The organism is Streptomyces sp. NPDC042638 (assembly GCF_040647235.1).
GTDB classification, from domain to species: Bacteria; Actinomycetota; Actinomycetes; order Streptomycetales; family Streptomycetaceae; genus Streptomyces; species Streptomyces rameus.
Genome location: NZ_JBEZBT010000007.1, coordinates 167,194 through 182,885 on the forward strand (window position 1 = coordinate 167,194; position 15,692 = coordinate 182,885).

11 protein-coding genes and 1 tRNA gene are annotated in these 15,692 nt (G+C 72.2%); 4 read left to right on the forward strand and 8 right to left on the reverse strand.

The genetic code is table 11. The annotated features are described in order from the left end of the window. Positions 1-15: 15 nt before the first annotated feature. Both AB0B40_RS08985 and AB0B40_RS08990 read right to left on the reverse strand, forming a co-directional pair. Positions 16-1,320, reverse strand: a complete 1,305-nt coding sequence (locus AB0B40_RS08985; protein ID WP_345056115.1) for a hypothetical protein — start codon at positions 1,318-1,320, stop codon at positions 16-18. Between the two features lie 341 nt (positions 1,321-1,661). Continuing rightward, entirely contained in the window at positions 1,662-1,790 is a 129-nt protein-coding gene (locus AB0B40_RS08990) for a DLW-39 family protein (protein WP_003999697.1), read from the reverse strand. A gap of 348 nt (positions 1,791-2,138) precedes the next feature. Between AB0B40_RS08990 and AB0B40_RS08995 the strand changes: the two genes are divergently transcribed. Further along, positions 2,139-2,492 carry a DUF6344 domain-containing protein gene (locus AB0B40_RS08995; protein WP_345056106.1) on the forward strand — a complete coding sequence of 118 codons (354 nt, stop codon included), beginning with the start codon at positions 2,139-2,141 and terminating at the stop codon, positions 2,490-2,492. 270 nt (positions 2,493-2,762) lie between these two features. After that, positions 2,763-3,584, forward strand: coding sequence for a glycosyltransferase family 2 protein (locus AB0B40_RS09000; RefSeq protein WP_362263599.1), 822 nt, complete (start codon positions 2,763-2,765; stop codon positions 3,582-3,584). On the opposite strand, the gene AB0B40_RS09005 is transcribed toward AB0B40_RS09000, so the two are convergent. Both AB0B40_RS09005 and AB0B40_RS09010 read right to left on the reverse strand, forming a co-directional pair. Beyond that, on the reverse strand, positions 3,556-3,762 hold the full coding sequence (locus tag AB0B40_RS09005) for a ferredoxin (protein ID WP_345056110.1): 207 nt from the start codon (positions 3,760-3,762) through the stop codon (positions 3,556-3,558). The two genes, AB0B40_RS09000 and AB0B40_RS09005, sit on opposite strands and share 29 nt — an antisense overlap. 94 nt (positions 3,763-3,856) lie before the next feature. Next, positions 3,857-4,330, reverse strand: a complete 474-nt coding sequence (locus tag AB0B40_RS09010; RefSeq protein WP_345056112.1) for a hypothetical protein — start codon at positions 4,328-4,330, stop codon at positions 3,857-3,859. A gap of 190 nt (positions 4,331-4,520) precedes the next feature. Between AB0B40_RS09010 and AB0B40_RS09015 the strand changes: the two genes are divergently transcribed. Further along, positions 4,521-5,009, forward strand: coding sequence for a hypothetical protein (locus AB0B40_RS09015; RefSeq protein WP_362263600.1), 489 nt, complete (start codon positions 4,521-4,523; stop codon positions 5,007-5,009). A gap of 400 nt (positions 5,010-5,409) precedes the next feature. After that, positions 5,410-9,645 carry a hypothetical protein gene (locus tag AB0B40_RS09020; protein WP_362263601.1) on the forward strand — a complete coding sequence of 1,412 codons (4,236 nt, stop codon included), beginning with the start codon at positions 5,410-5,412 and terminating at the stop codon, positions 9,643-9,645. A 228-nt stretch (positions 9,646-9,873) separates the two neighbouring features. On the opposite strand, the gene AB0B40_RS09025 is transcribed toward AB0B40_RS09020, so the two are convergent. The 4 genes from AB0B40_RS09025 to gyrB all read right to left on the reverse strand — a co-directional run bounded on the left by AB0B40_RS09025 (position 9,874) and on the right by gyrB (position 15,547). After that, positions 9,874-9,950 (reverse strand) — tRNA-Ile (locus tag AB0B40_RS09025). A 124-nt stretch (positions 9,951-10,074) separates the two neighbouring features. Further along, positions 10,075-10,821 carry a DUF3566 domain-containing protein gene (locus AB0B40_RS09030; RefSeq protein ID WP_345058962.1) on the reverse strand — a complete coding sequence of 249 codons (747 nt, stop codon included), beginning with the start codon at positions 10,819-10,821 and terminating at the stop codon, positions 10,075-10,077. 19 nt (positions 10,822-10,840) lie between these two features. Beyond that, positions 10,841-13,435 carry a DNA gyrase subunit A gene (gene gyrA, locus AB0B40_RS09035; protein WP_345058960.1) on the reverse strand — a complete coding sequence of 865 codons (2,595 nt, stop codon included), beginning with the start codon at positions 13,433-13,435 and terminating at the stop codon, positions 10,841-10,843. Positions 13,436-13,477: 42 nt separating this feature from the next. Further along, positions 13,478-15,547 (reverse strand): DNA topoisomerase (ATP-hydrolyzing) subunit B, encoded by a 2,070-nt coding sequence (gene gyrB / locus AB0B40_RS09040; RefSeq protein ID WP_345058958.1) that lies wholly within the window; start codon positions 15,545-15,547, stop codon positions 13,478-13,480. Positions 15,548-15,692 lie beyond the last annotated feature (145 nt).

The following is a 15,692-nucleotide window of genomic DNA, read 5'->3' on the forward strand; positions in this document are numbered from 1 at the left end:
TGCGAGCCCCGCCCCTCACCGAGCCCTGGCCCGATCCCGATCCCGGTCCCGCGCCCGCGCCCGGGATGGGGACCCGGGCCACCGGGACGTCACCGTCCAGCCGCCGAGGAACAGCAGCAGCGCGGTCCCCGAGCCGATCCCGCCGACGGCGACCAGCCGCATCACCCGGTCACCGCCCCCGCCCCCGGCGCCCCCGGTGAACACGGCCGCCCGGTCCCGCCCGGTGATCGTGAAGAGGTCCTCCGGCACGGCACGGCCGGCGTACGCGGGCCCCGCGTGTGCCTGTCCGTCCACCCGGACCCGCAGGGTCACCTCGAACGGCCCCTGTCCGAACGTGCGGGACAGCTGCGTGCTGAGGTGCAGGACGAGGTAGTACTCGCCGGCGAAGCGGACGGAGGTCACCGCGGCCTGTACGGCGTACCGGTTGGCGTACTCCACCGGCGGCAGCGGCGGGAGGGCGGCGGGCTTCGCGGCGCCGGTGTAGCCGAGGGAGGCGTCCTCGACGGCGCCGCGGACCGGGTTGTAGAGGGAGAGGTTCAGTGCGCTGCCGACATAGCCGTGGCCCGGCGCGCTGCCCAGCTCGGCGGAGGCGTACAGCCGGCGGCCCCAGTCCAGCGGCACCTTGTAGAAGCGGGTCTCGCCGGGGGCGAGGGCGGTCCGCCAGACCCCCGGGCCCAGCGGACGCGCCCCGGCGAACCCGGTGCCGCCGGAGCGGTCGCGGGGCCGGCCGCCGAGGGGCTCCGGGGTGGCGGAGTCCCAGTTCCGCGGCGGAGTCGTGGTGCCGGCCCGCGCCAGGCCCGGTTCCGTGGCGGGCGCGATCTCCAGGCCCCACCGCTCGGCCGAGGCCACCGCGCCGGAGCCCCCGGCGTCGAGCCGTTCGACGAGCACGTAGTACGTGCCCCCGCCCTGGCACAGCGCCTTGCCGGTCTCGCGCTGCCCCAGGGCCGTGACCGGGCGCGGGCTGAGTCCGGCGCCGAAGCGGGCGGAGGCGTAGGAGCACGAGGTGCCGTCGGCGTCCCGCAGCGAGACACGGATGCCGTCGGTGGCGGAGACGGCGGTGCCCGTCGGCGGTACGGCGGTGACGGGGACGTAGGCCGTGTCCTGGGCGGCGAGCCGCAGGCGGTAGTAGAGCCTGCCACCTCGTGGGAGGGAGCTGCGGTAGGTGTGGCGGGGGTCCAGCAGGGCGGCGTGCGCGGTGCTCTCCGTACCCGTGACGGTCCGGGCGCCGGGTGTGAAGGCGTACGGCCCGGGCCACGCCCCGCCGACGGCGGCCGGGGCGACGGCAGGCAGGCCGACGGCGGCGCAGAGTCCCAGCAGCACGCTCACGGCGCGACGGGCGGTGACGACCCGCCACCCCGCCCACGCCGTACGCCCTCGCCCCCGCACGCGCCACCACCCCCAGTCGTCGGACAAGCCGTACCGGACCGCAGGGCTCCATCCTGCCCTGGCCGCCCCTGCGCCATCCGGGCAATGCGTACGCCCGTCCGAAACGTCCGGCACCATCCGGCACCGCCCGCCACCGCGGCTACCTCACCCCGCGGGGCCCCGCAACACGAAGGCCGTCGCCTCCCGGGCCCCGCCCCGTCCCGGGCAACACAAAACCCCGGCCGCGCGGGCGGCCGGGGTCTGTTCAGCTTCGGTATCGGAGTCGGTATCCGGACTCACGAACCCGTGGGCACGGAGTCAGTCGCCTCCGTCCACAGGTCCTGCTCGGCGCGATCCGCCTGAATCTGGCGGTACACGAGGAGCCCGCCGATGGCGGCCAGTGCGACCAGGAGCAGCTTCTTCACCGCGCGACCTCGTCTTTCCTTGACGTAGGGGACCTCTGGCGCCCGACTATACACACCGACCGATATCGATCGGTGACCTGCGCCGGGGCCCAACTGCCGCCCCCGTGAGCCCAATAGGCCAGGTCGGACGCCGATCGGGCCGGAGGGTGACCACGCCCGCACGGACGGTTACTTTGCTCCCTCTTCGCTCGGCTCACTCAGGTTCGCGACGTTTTCTGACCTTTTGCGTCCATACGAGTGGTGTTCATCGGAACATCCACGCGCCACGGGCGTCGGTCCACCACTTCGAGACCCACATACACATGATGAGCAAAGTACGCAAATCGCCCAACCCGAAAGTGAGGGGCCATGACCAAGAACAAGGTCATGAAACTGTGGACCGCCATCGTCACCGCCTTCTTCGCGCTGTGCACGGCGCTCGGACTCGTCGCCGCGGGCGCCGCCACCGCGACCGCGGCCGGACCCCGGACCGAGAGCCCCCGCACCGGCACCGCGCAGCACTCGATCCCGACGATCCCGGCGATGCACCACTGGGCCTGGCCCCATGCCAGGGCCCTGCCCCCCACGATGAAGCAGCGGATCCGGGCCGAGGCCCACGGAAAGTCCCCGAGCTGCCGCCACCGCCCCCTCGCCGAGACCGATACGCAGTCACCGTCGGAGACCTCTTCCACCGACCACCTCTCGGCCTCCCTCGACTGCTGATCCCGCCACCAGCCGCAGTACCGCAACGTCTCGACACGACGGCGACTTGCGTACGCACCAGTCGACACGGAAAGACCCCCGGCCGGGTTCGGCCGGGGGTCTCGCGCTTTTCCCCCGTCACTGCGCCGCCGCTCCCGCGTCGCACCCCCGCACCGGCCGCCGCACCGCCCCCAGCACCGGCCCCCACACCACGGCACACCACGGCACGGCAGGGCATCGCTGTCGTACGTCATCCTCGTACGGCAGTGATCCGCAACCCACGGAAAGGTGGTGAGCGCTGCCGTGAGCCGGCGCGTCACCGTAGTCACCGCTGTCCACGGCCCGTCCGCCCGTTTCCTGCCGGAGGCGTACGCGTCCCTGTGCGCGCAGCGGATGCCCGTCTGCTGGGAGTGGGACTGGGTCGTCCAGCAGGACGGCACCTCGGACGAGGTCCGCCGCTACCTCCCGGACGACGCGCGCGTGAGCTTCCGCCAGGGCCGGCCGGGCGGTCCCGGCGTGGCCCGGACGGTCGCGCTGGCGCGCGCCGAGGGCACGTACGTCAAGGTGCTGGACGCCGACGACCGGCTCACCCCGGGCGCGCTCGCCCGCGACCTGGCCGTACTGGAGGCGGACCCCGCCGTCGGATGGACCACCTGCCGCGTCCTGGACCTGCTGCCCGACGGCTCCACGGCCGGCTTCCCCGGTGACCCCGACGACGGCCCGATCGAACGCGGCACCGTCCTCGACCACTGGAAGCGCAACGGCTTTCGCGCCCCGGTCCATCCGGCGAGCCTGTGCGTACGGCGCGAGCTGCTCATCGCCCTGGGCGGCTGGATGGCACTGCCCGCCTCCGAGGACACCGGTCTGCTGCTGGCGCTGGACGCGGTGAGCCGCGGCTGGTTCTCGGCCGAGGCCGGTCTGCTGTACCGCAAGTGGGAGGGGCAGGTCACGGGCCAGTCGGCACATGTGGACCCCGCCGAACTCACGGCCCGTACGACGGTCGCGGAGGCCCGGGCCCGCGCGCTCGCCGGCCTCGGCTGGAGCTACCCGCCGGCCCCGGCCACCGCGGCCCCCACCCCTCCCGCTACTCCTCCCGCTCCTCCCGCTCCGTGAGGACGATGGCCTGCGAGGGGCACTTCTCCACCGCCTCGCGGACCTGCGGGCCGTCGGCGGCCTGGGCGGCACCGGGGCGTACGACGCCGTACCCGTCCTCGAACGCGAACACGGCCGGTGCCCGGTACGCGCACTCGGCCGAGCCGTAGCACAGGGAGCGGTCGACGGAGACCTTCATGCGTCCTCCAGCCGTGAGCGATGACCTCCAGGACGTCACTGCCCGGCCGGCCGCCCGCCGAACCGCCCGCCCGACCGCCTCACCGCCCCCGTGATTACCGCCCACCCCCCGCGGCGGACAGCCAGTGGGCCACCCGGCGGACGGTGGGCTCGTCCAGCCGTTCGGCCAGGGCACGGACCGCCGCGCCGTCCTCGGGGGTCAGGTCGTACAGGCCCGCCCTGCCCAGACCGGCCAGGAGCACCTGGTGCCGGCGGCCCGTCATACGTTCCGCGAGCCGGGCCGGTTCGGACGAACCGGGCGCGGGCCGCTCCGGCCCGGGGGCGGGTGCGGTGGCGGACGGGCTGTCGAAGAGGCGCCAGACGCCGTCCTCGGGCCCCCACAGCGCGACCGTCGTCTCCTCCCCGCGCGCCCGTGCGGTCCAGGTCATGTCACCGACGGCGTACAGCACCGGGTCCCGGTACGGGGACTCCGCGCCCACCGTCCAGGTGTCCTGGGCGCCCGCGTGGAACATCGCGACCCAGCGCGGCTCGCCGGGGGGGCGCGGGCACCGGGAACGCTGCTTCTCCATGGCACTCATCCCTTCGGGAACGGCCGGCGGACCGACCGTAGCTGACGGCCCATCAGATATCCAGGGTGCGTGTGTGGTCTCTTCGCGCCCGGCGTGGCACCCTGCCCGCGCCCGGCCCGTGGCGGCGGGGCACGCGGTGTCGTCCCGGGAGGCCGTCCCGGGAGACCGTCCCGGGAGAGGAGGCCGGAGTATGGGTGTGAGCGGACGGGAAGCGGTGGGGGCCGGGCCGGACACACGGGCGGAGGGACTGCGCCGGGTCCACGGCGCCCGCGCCCACAGCGCCCACGACCGTGCGGTCGCCGCGTGCCGGTACGCCGGTGTCGGCCAGGACGCGGCGGAGATCGTGCCGAAGGACGCCGTCGGCCGGGCCGCCAACGCGCTACGGCTGGCGGCGCGGTCGCTGGACGCCCTGGCCGCGAGCGCTCCCGACCCGGCGGCCGACGCCCGCTGCGCCCGCAACGCCGCCGCCACCGCCGCCCTGGCGGCACAGCTGGCCGCGGCCCGGGACGGCGGCCCGGCCGCCGCGGCGGCTCTGCGCGCGGCACTCACGGCGTCCCGGACGGCGGCGGCAGCGGCCGGCGGCACGGCACGGGGACGGGACGCGGCCCTGAACGCCGATGCCGGGGAGGCCGAGCGACGGGCCGTCGTCACGGCCCGCGAGGCGGGGTGGCTCGCCTGACGGATTCCGCTTCCCGACCGCCCGGCACCGGTCCCTCCCCTCGTGGGGACCGGTGCCGGACGGTGCGAGGCCGTCGACCCGTACCGTGTCGGCGTACGGCGCGGGTCGAAGTACGGGCGGGTTCCACGGGGTGCCCGCCGGGTCAGCCGCCGGGCGCGGTACCGATGGACCGAACCTGACCGAGAACGATCGGTGCCATGAGACTGTCTCTCAGAGCACTGTGCCGGTGGCCTGTCCGGACGGTATGTGACGGGCCGGCTACCGGGTTCGGATCCTGCCATCTGTCACCGCCGTCGAGGAGGTTCCGGTCTTCGGACCACCCCTTATTCGCAGGTCAGGCGTATAGGGTGGGTTTTCCGGTCCGGACGTTCGCACGCGGGGGAAAGTAAGGGGTGGAACCTTGAGTTCCGACTCAGGGGCACGCACAGCCTTCGCCGAGCGGCTCGCGCTGCTGTACAAGGAGGCCGGAAATCCTCCCCTCAAGAGCGTCGCCGAGTCGGTCGGACGGCTGCAGCGGATCGACGAGCGCGGCCGGCCCGTACGGGTGTCCGCGCAGCGGATCAGTGACTGGCGCCGGGCCAGGAACGTACCGGCCCAGTTCGCCGCCCTCGCGGCGGTCCTGCAGATCCTGATCCCGGAGGCCCGGCGCCTGCGTCCCGTTCCGGTCTCCGCCGGCCTGTACGACATCGCCCACTGGCAGCGGCTGTGGGAGCTGGCGCTGGCCGGACCGGTCGGCGACCGCCCCGCGCCGCCCGCGGAGGAGAACCGGCGGCCACCGGCCCAGGCGCCGCCCGTCGCCGGTGGCGTGTGCCCGTACCGGGGGCTGTCCCCCTACCGGCAGGAGGACACCCGGTGGTTCTTCGGCCGGGAGCGGAGCACGAACACCCTCGTCGCCCAGCTCCGCGCGGCCGAGCGGTCCGGCGGACTGATCGTGCTGGTCGGCGCCTCGGGAGCCGGAAAGTCGTCCCTGCTGAACGCCGGCCTGGTCCCCGCGGTCCGGGGCGGCGCCCTGACCACCGGCTCCGGCTCCGGACGGACCGCCCCGGCGGCCGACGGGGCGGTCCACACCCCCCAGGAGCAGGAGCAGGAGCAGGAGCACGAACGGGAGCGGGAGCGGGGCGAGACGGCCACCGCGGCTCGCCCGGCACAGGCCGGCCCGCTCCCTCATCCCCGGCAGCAGCCGGCCGGTTCCTCCCGGCCCGCTCCGCCTCCCGCCGATCCCCCCGCCGTCCTGCCCGGCCCCGTCCTGCAGTTCGTCCCGGGTGCCGATCCGCTCGGTGAGCTGGTCCGCCGTATACCCGATCTCGCCGCCGTCGCGGCCGAAGCGCTCGCGGCCGAGCGGGAGACGGCGGAGAACCCGGCGCTGCCCGGTTGCGACGCCCCGCGCGTCACCCGGGCCGTGCGCGCGGCGATCACGGGCTGGGCGGGCGGCGCGAACGCCCCGGACGGGCGGCCGGTCGTCATCGTGGACCAGTTCGAGGAGGCGTTCACCCTCTGCTCCGACGAGGCGGAGCGGCGGACCTTCATCCACTTCCTGCACGCGGCCTGCACGGCGCCCGCCGGCTCCGCCGAGCCCGCGCCCGCCCGGGTCGTCCTCGGCATCCGCGCCGACTTCTACGAGCAGTGCCTCGGCTACCCGGAACTGTCCGACGCGCTCCAGCACCGCCACATGGTGCTCGGCCCGCTGACCAACTCCGAGCTGCGCGACGCGGTGACCGGCCCGGCCCGGGCCGTGGGCCTCGAACTGGAACCGGGGCTCGCCGAGCTGATCGTGCGCGAGGTGAGCGCCGACGGACCACGCGGCGCGCACGACGCGGGCGTGCTCCCGCTGCTCTCGCACGCCCTGCTGGCCACCTGGCAGCGCCGGAAGGCCGGAAGGCTGACCCTGGCCGGCTACCGCGCGGCGGGCGGCATCCAGGGCGCGGTGGCGGCGACCGCCGAACGCGCCTGGTCCGGCCTGGACCCCGCGGCCCGTACCGCCGCCCGGCTGCTCCTGCTGCGCCTGGTCCGGCTGGGCGAGGACACCCAGGCGACGCGCCGGCGCGGCACCCGGCGGCAGCTGGCGGAGGAGTCGGCGGACCCCGGCAAGACGGAGGAGTCGCTGGAGGCCCTGGTGCGGGCCCGGCTGGTGACGCTGGACGCGGACACCGTGGAGATCACCCACGAGGCGCTGCTGCATGCCTGGCCCCGGCTTCGGCACTGGATCGACGAGGGCCGGGGCGACCACCTGCTGCGCCAGCGGCTGGAGGAGGACGGCCGGTCCTGGGAGGACTCGGGCCGGGACAACTCGCTGCTGTACCGGGGCTCCCGGCTGGAGCACGCCCGCAACTGGGCCCGGTCCGCGGGCGACACCTACCTGACCCGCAGCGCCGTGGAGTTCCTCGCCGCCTCGGTGCGGCTGCGCAAGCGCACGGTATGGCTGAGCAGGGCCGCGGTGGCCGCGCTGGTGGTCCTGGCACTCGTCGCCGGCACGTCCGCGGTGATCGCCTGGAAGCAGCGCGACGACGCCGTGTTCGAGCAGGTGCTGGCCGAGGCCGACCGGGTCCAGCACACGGATCCGTCCCTGGCCGCCCAGCTCGACCTGGTCGCACACCGGCTGCGCCCCGGTGACGAGGGCACCTACAGCCGCCTGATCTCCATCGTCAACGCCCCGCTCGCCACCCCGCTGTCCGGCCACACCGGCGCCGTCTACCTCACCTCCTTCAGCCCGGACGGCAGGACACTCGCCACGGCCAGCTACGACCGCACGGTCCGGCTGTGGAACGTGTCCGACCCGCACCGCCCGGTCCCGCTCGGCAAGCCGCTCACCGGCCACGCCAGCTGGGTGAGCAGCGCCGTCTTCAGCCCGGACGGACGCACCCTGGCCAGCGCGGGCGACGACGGCACGGTCCGGCTGTGGGACGTCACCGACCCCGCGCACCCCACGCCGCTCGGCAAGCCCCTCACCGGACACCGGGGCACGATCTACCTGGTCGCCTTCAGCCCGGACGGGCGCACGCTGGCCACGGCCGGCGAGGACAGCACCGTGCGGCTGTGGGACGTGACCGATCGGCGCCGGCCCGGCGCGCGGGTCACGCTGCGCGGCCACGCCGCCGCGGTGCGCTCGGTGGCGTTCGGTCCGGACGGGCACACGCTCGCCACGGCCGGCGACGACGGCACCATCCGGCTGTGGGACGTCTCGGACACGCGCCGGCCCGAGCCGCTCACGACGCTGCGCGGACACACGGACCTGGTGCACTCGGTGGCCTTCAGCCCCGACGGGCACACGCTGGCCAGCGGCAGCGCGGACGACACCATCCGGCTGTGGGACGTCACCGACCCGGCCGCCGCGACCGCGCTGGGCGCCCCGCTGACCGGCCACACCGGACCGATCTGGTCGGTGGCGTTCAGTCCCGACGGCGGCCGGCTGGCCGCCGCGAGCGCGGACAGCACGGCGAGCCTGTGGAACATCGGCGATCCGGCGTCCCCGTCCCAGGTCGGCGAGCCCCTCGCGGGCAGCAGCGGTGAGATGTACGCGCTGGGTTTCAGCCCCGACGGCCGAACGCTCGCCACCGGCAGCGGGGACGGCAAGGTGCGCCTGTGGTCGGTCCCGACCTCGGACATGATCGGCCGGAGCGGAGCGTTCCGCCCGGACGGCCGGGTGCTGGCCACGGCGGCCAGGGACGGCAGGGTGCGGCTGTGGAACGTGACGCGGTCCGGCCGGCCCGTACCGCTCGGCAGGCCGTTCATGCCCGCCGACGGTGACCAGCACACGCTGGTGTTCTCCCCCGACGGCCACACCCTCGCCGTTCTCGCCGGCGACCGGACGGTGCACCTGTGGAACGTCACCGACCCCGCCCATCCGGTCGCCGCCGGCCCTCCGCTGACCCTGCAGACCCGTTTCATGGGACCCAACGCGCTGGCCTACAGCCCGGACGGGCACACCGTGGCCACCGTTCACGACGACCGCACCATCCAGCTGTGGAACGTCAGCGACCCCGCGCACGCCGTACCGGCCGGCAAGCCGGTCACCGGCCACCGCGGCTACATCAACGCCCTCGCCTTCAGCCCGGACGGCCGCACCATGGCCAGCGGCAGCGCGGACAGCACGATCCGGCTGTGGAACGTCAGCGACCCCGCCCACCCCGTACCGCTCGGCAAGCCCCTCACCGAGCACTCCGGCCCCGTCAACGCCCTCGTCTTCAGCGCGGACGGCCACACCCTGGCCAGCGGCAGCGACGACGACACGGTCCGGCTGTGGAACGTCACCGACCCGGCCGCCGCGACCGCGCTGGGCGACCCGCTCACCGGTCACACCGAGGCGGTCACGTCCCTGACCCTGAGCGCGGACGGCCACACCCTGGCTAGCGGCGGCGACGACAACACGGTCCGGCTGTGGAACGTCACCGACCCGGCCGCGGCGACCGCGATCGGCCAGTCGATGAGCCCGAACGCCAAGACGGGCAACTTCCTGTCGTTCAGCCCCAACAGCCGGGTCCTCGGCGTCTCCAGCGGCGCCGACACGGTGCGCCTGTGGAGCCTGGACGCCGACACCGCGATCCGGCACATCTGCTCGGTCACCCGGGGCGTGCTGACCCCGCAGCGGTGGCACGAGTACCTGTCCCGCCTCCCCTACGACCCCCCGTGCGGTCGATGATCGGCCAACCTGCCCGAATCCCCCCGGACTTGGCCCCACGCAACCGCCAACCTTGTTACCCTTGGCCATAGCCCGATCGCTGGTGCATCCCCCGTCGCCAGCGGTCGGGCGTTCGCATGACACCCCGCGTCCGGCGCCGGCCCTGCCGCTGTCGGTGTCGGTGTCGGTGTCGGTGTCAATCGTGGGCGTCAAAAAACCCCCGGACCTAATGGACCGGGGGTTTTTCGCTGGTGGGGCTAACAGGATTTGAACCTGTGGCCTCATCCTTATCAGGGATGCGCTCTAACCAACTGAGCTATAGCCCCGCCGCGCTCTGCGGTATGTGTCCCGCGCGCTGACTCCTGAAGATTAGCGCACGACCCCGTCAGTCCCAAAATCGGTTGTCGGGGGACCGTCAGGTCAGGGGCCCGCAGGCGGTCGCGGGGGCCGTCACTCGTCCTCCGCCAGGGTCAGCTCGACGCCGCCCACGAAGCCCGCGGAGAGGTTGTAGATGAACGCGCCGAGCGTCGCCAGCGCCGTGGCCAGGACCACGTCGATGACCGCGATGATCGTCGTGAACATCAGGACGTGGGGGAGCGAGAGGAACGCCTGGAGGTCGAAGCCGTTCGCCTCGTTGGAGCCGGTCGCCTCCGAGATCGTGCCGCCGACCGTCGAGAACACGCCCATCGCGTCCATGACCATCCACAGCACCGCCGAGGCGACGATCGTGCAGATGCCGAGCGCGATGGAGAGCAGGAAGCTGACCTTCATCACCGACCACGGGTCGGCCTTGGCCACCCGCAGCCGCGCCTTGCGGGTCCGCGGCGCCGTCCGCACGCCGGTCCGCGGCTTGCGGACCGCCCCGGCAGGGGCCTGCGCCGGATAGGCCTGCGGCGGGTGGTACGGCCCGTCGGGCCGCTCCGCGCGCCGCTCGCCGGGAAGCGGCGACGCCGGCCGCGCCTCATCGGCCGGGGCCGGACCTCGGGTGTCCGTCACAGTTCCCCCCTGGGATGCCCGCTGGGATTCCTGCGTGCCGGAGGAGTCCGGCACGGAAGCCTTCACCGGCTTCAGGTTGGTCGTGTGCGGGTCGTGCGGGTCGTTCGCACTCGCCGCACGCGCGGCGGAGCCACGGCCGCCGCCGTCCGTTTCCGTACCCGTGGAGGTACCGGCCGATCCGGCGCCCGTGGCTCCGCTCACGATGACTCACTCCTCGTGCCTACTCGGCCGAGGGCGCCTCACCCTCGTCCGTGCCGGTGGCCTCGGCACCCTCGGCGGTCTCGTCGACGACCACGTCGCCGTCGACTTCCTCCGCCTCGCGTCCGGCCTCGGCGTTACGTGCGATACCGACTACGGCATCGCGCTTGCCCAGGTTGATCAGCTGGACGCCCATGGTGTCACGGCCCGTCTCCCTGATCTCGTTGACTCGCGTACGAATCACACCGCCGGAGAGGGTGATCGCGAGGATTTCGTCGTTCTCCTCGACAATCAGCGCGCCGACGAGTGAACCACGGTCCTCCACGATCTTGGCGGCCTTGATACCGAGGCCGCCGCGGCCCTGGACGCGGTACTCGTCGACGGCGGTCCGCTTCGCGTACCCACCGTCGGTGGCAGTGAACACGAACGTACCGGGTCGAACAACATTCATCGACAGAAGCTCGTCGCCCTCGCGGAAACTCATCCCCTTGACGCCCGAGGTGGCGCGGCCCATCGGGCGAAGGGTCTCGTCCGAGGCGGTGAACCGGATCGACTGCGCCTTCTTGCTGATCAGGAGCAGATCGTCGTCGGCGGAGACCAGCTCGGCACCGATGAGTTCGTCGTCCGAACCGTCCTCGCGCTCGCGCAGGTTGATCGCGATGACACCGCCGGAGCGAGGCGAATCGTAATCCTTCAGAGGCGTCTTCTTGACCAGGCCGCCCTTCGTGGCGAGGACCAGGTACGGCGCCGCCTCGTAGTCACGGATCGCGAGGATCTCGGCGATCGCCTCGTCCGGCTGGAAGGCCAGCAGGTTCGCCACGTGCTGCCCGCGCGCGTCCCGGCCGGCGTCCGGCAGCTCGTACGCCTTCGCCCGGTACACCCGGCCCTTGTTGGTGAAGAACAGCAGCCAGTGGTGCGTGGTGGAGACGAAGAAGTGGTCGACGATGTCGTCTTCCTTCAGCTTCGTCCCGCGCACGCCCTTGCCGCCGCGCTTCTGCGCCCGGTAGTCGTCCGTCTTCGTCCGCTTGACGTAACCGCCGCGCGAGACGGTGACGACGATGTCCTCCTCGGCGATCAGGTCCTCGATGGACATGTCGCCCTCGTACGGGATCAGCTTGGTCTGGCGGTCGTCGCCGTACTTCTCGACGATCGCGGCCAGCTCCTCGCTGACGATCCCGCGCTGACGGACCGGGGAGGCGAGGATCGCGTTGTACTCGTTGATCTTCGTCTGGAGTTCGTCGTGCTCCTGGACGATCTTCTGGCGCTCCAGGGCGGCCAGCCGGCGCAGCTGCATCTCGAGGATGGCGTTGGCCTGGATCTCGTCGATCTCCAGCAGGCCCATCAGGCCGGTGCGCGCGACGTCCACGGTGTCGCTGCGCCGGATCAGCGCGATGACCTCGTCGATCGCGTCCAGCGCCTTCAGCAGACCGCGCAGGATGTGCGCCCGCTCCTCGGCCTTGCGCAGCCGGAACCGGGTCCGGCGGACGATGACCTCGATCTGGTGCGTCACCCAGTGCCGGATGAACGCGTCCAGCGACAGCGTGCGCGGTACGCCGTCGACCAGCGCCAGCATGTTGGCGCCGAAGTTCGTCTGCAGGTCGGTGTGCTTGTACAGGTTGTTCAGCACGACCTTGGCGACGGCGTCCCGCTTGAGGACGATCACCAGGCGCTGGCCGGTACGGGACGACGTCTCGTCACGGACGTCCGCGATGCCGCCGATCTTGCCGTCCTTCACCAGGTCGGCGATCTTCTGCGCGAGGTTGTCCGGGTTCACCTGGTACGGCAGCTCGGTGACCACCAGGCACTGGCGGCCCTGGATCTCCTCGACCTCCACCACGGCCCGCATGGTGATGGAGCCGCGCCCGGTGCGGTACGCCTCCTCGATGCCCTTGCGGCCCACGACGAGCGCGCCGGTCGGGAAGTCGGGGCCCTTGATGCGCTCCATGAGCGCGTCCAGCAGCTCCTCGTGCGAGACGTCCGGGTTCTCCAGGTACCACTGGGCGCCGGCCGCGACCTCGCGCAGGTTGTGCGGCGGGATGTTGGTGGCCATGCCGACCGCGATACCGGCCGAGCCGTTGATCAGCAGGTTCGGGAAGCGGGCCGGCAGGACGGTCGGCTCCTGGGAGCGGCCGTCGTAGTTGTCCGTGAAGTCGACGGTCTCCTCGTCGATGTCCCGGACCATCTCCATCGACAGCGGCGCCATCTTGCACTCGGTGTAGCGCATCGCCGCCGCCGGGTCGTTGCCCGGGGAGCCGAAGTTGCCGTTGGAGTCCACCAGCGGCATCCGCATCGACCACGGCTGGGCGAGGCGCACCAGGGCGTCGTAGATGGAGGAGTCACCGTGCGGGTGGTAGTTGCCCATGACGTCGCCGACGACGCGGGCGCACTTGTAGAAGCCACGCTCGGGGCGGTAGCCGCCGTCGTACATGGCGTACAGGACGCGGCGGTGGACGGGCTTGAGACCGTCCCGGACGTCGGGCAGCGCACGGGACACGATGACGGACATCGCGTAGTCCAGGTACGAGCGCTGCATCTCCGTCTCGAGCCCGACGGGCTCGACACGCATCACGATTTCGCCGCCCTCTTCCGGGGTGACGGGAGTGTTCTCGTCGGCCATTGCTGGTGAAGATCCTTCCTGGTGCGGTCAGCTGAGACCGACTCAGATGTCGAGGAAGCGGACGTCCTTGGCGTTGCGCTGGATGAACGCGCGGCGGGCCTCGACGTCCTCGCCCATGAGGACCGAGAACAGGTCGTCGGCCTGGGCGGCGTCGTCGAGGGTGACCTGGCCGAGGACCCGGTGCTCCTGGTCCATCGTGGTCACGCGCAGCTCCTCGGCGTTCATCTCGCCGAGGCCCTTGAAGCGCTGGATCGAGTCCTCGCGCACCCGCTTGCCGCGCTGCCGGCCCATCTCGATCAGAGCGTCACGCTCGCGGTCGGAGTAGGCGTACTCGACGTCGTCCCGGCCCCACTTGATCTTGTACAGCGGGGGACGGGACAGGTACACGTGCCCGGCCTCGACCAGCGGCCGCATGAAGCGGAACAGGAAGGTCAGCAGCAGGGTGCTGATGTGCTGGCCGTCGACGTCGGCGTCCGCCATCAGGATGATCTTGTGATAGCGGAGCTTCTCGATGTCGAAGTCCTCGTGCACGCCCGTGCCGAAGGCGGAGATCAGCGCCTGGATCTCCTGGTTCTGCAGGATCTTGTCGATCCGGGCCTTCTCGACGTTCAGGATCTTGCCGCGGATCGGGAGGATCGCCTGGTACTGCGGGTTGCGGCCGGACTTGGCCGAGCCGCCGGCGGAGTCACCCTCGACGATGAAGATCTCGCACTTGGTGGGGTCGTTCGACTGGCAGTCGGACAGCTTGCCCGGCAGGGACGCCGACTCCAGCAGGCCCTTGCGCCGGGTCAGGTCGCGCGCCTTGCGGGCCGCCACGCGCGCGGTGGCCGCCTGGATGCCCTTGCGGATGATGTCCGCGGCCTCGACCGGGTTGCGGTCCAGCCAGTCGTTGAGGTGCTCGTAGACCGCCTTCTGCACGAAGGTCTTGGCCTCCGTGTTGCCCAGCTTGGTCTTCGTCTGGCCCTCGAACTGCGGCTCGCTCAGCTTGACCGAGATGATCGCGGTCAGACCCTCACGGATGTCGTCACCGGTGAGGTTGTCGTCCTTCTCGCGCAGCAGCTTCTTGTCGCGCGCGTACTTGTTGATCAGGCTCGTGAGGGCCGCGCGGAAGCCCTCCTCGTGCGTACCGCCCTCGTGCGTGTGGATGATGTTCGCGAAGGAGTACACGCCCTCGCTGTAGCCGCTGTTCCACTGCATGGCGACCTCGAGGGACAGGCTCTTGTCCCTGTCCTCGGCCTCCAGCGCCACGACGGTGGGGTGGACCGCCTCTCCCTTGCGGGAGTTGAGGTACTTCACGAAGTCGACGATGCCGCCCTCGTAGTGGTACGTGACGGTCTTGACCTCGGCCTTCTCGTCCGCGCCCGCCTCGTCCGCGCCGGCGACCGCCTTCGCCGACTCACGCTCGTCGGTGAGCTTGATCGTCAGGCCCTTGTTGAGGAACGCCATCTCCTGGAAGCGCCGGGACAGCGTCTCGAAGGAGTACTCGGTGGTCTCGAAGATCTCCGCGTCGGCCCAGAAGGTCACCGAGGTGCCGGTCTCGTCGGTCGCCTCGTGCTTGGCCAGCGGCGCCGTGGGGACGCCCATCTTGTAGTCCTGCGTCCAGCGGTGGCCGTCCGTCTTCACCTCGACGGAGACCTTGCTCGACAGGGCGTTCACGACGGACACACCCACACCGTGCAGACCACCGGACACGGCGTACCCGCCGCCGCCGAACTTGCCGCCCGCGTGCAGCACGGTCAGCACGACCTCGAGGGCCGGCTTGCCCTCGGAGGGCACGATGCCCACCGGGATGCCACGGCCGTTGTCGACGACGCGCACCCCGCCGTCGGCGAGGATCGTCACGTCGATGGTGTCCGCGTAACCGGCCAGCGCCTCGTCGACCGAGTTGTCGACGACCTCGTACACCAGGTGGTGCAGACCGCGCTCGCCCGTGGAGCCGATGTACATGCCGGGCCGCTTGCGGACCGCGTCCAGCCCTTCGAGCACGGTGATGGCGCTGGCGTCGTAGGACACGGAGACCGCGGCCTCGGCGTTCACGCCGGCGTCGGTGGACGGGATGTTCTCGTTGGGGTTGCCGGAATCGGCCACGAAGCGCCCTTTCTGGCACAGCACGAGCCGGGCTCGTCGGCAGGTTGCCGGAGCGGCTGCGGCATGGTGCGTTGGTAAGCCTTGATCAGCGTTGCTCAGCTTTTCCCGGGCGGTCCCCACGTTGGGGCGGGATTGTCTTCCAGTCTACCGGTAGCACTGACATCGATGG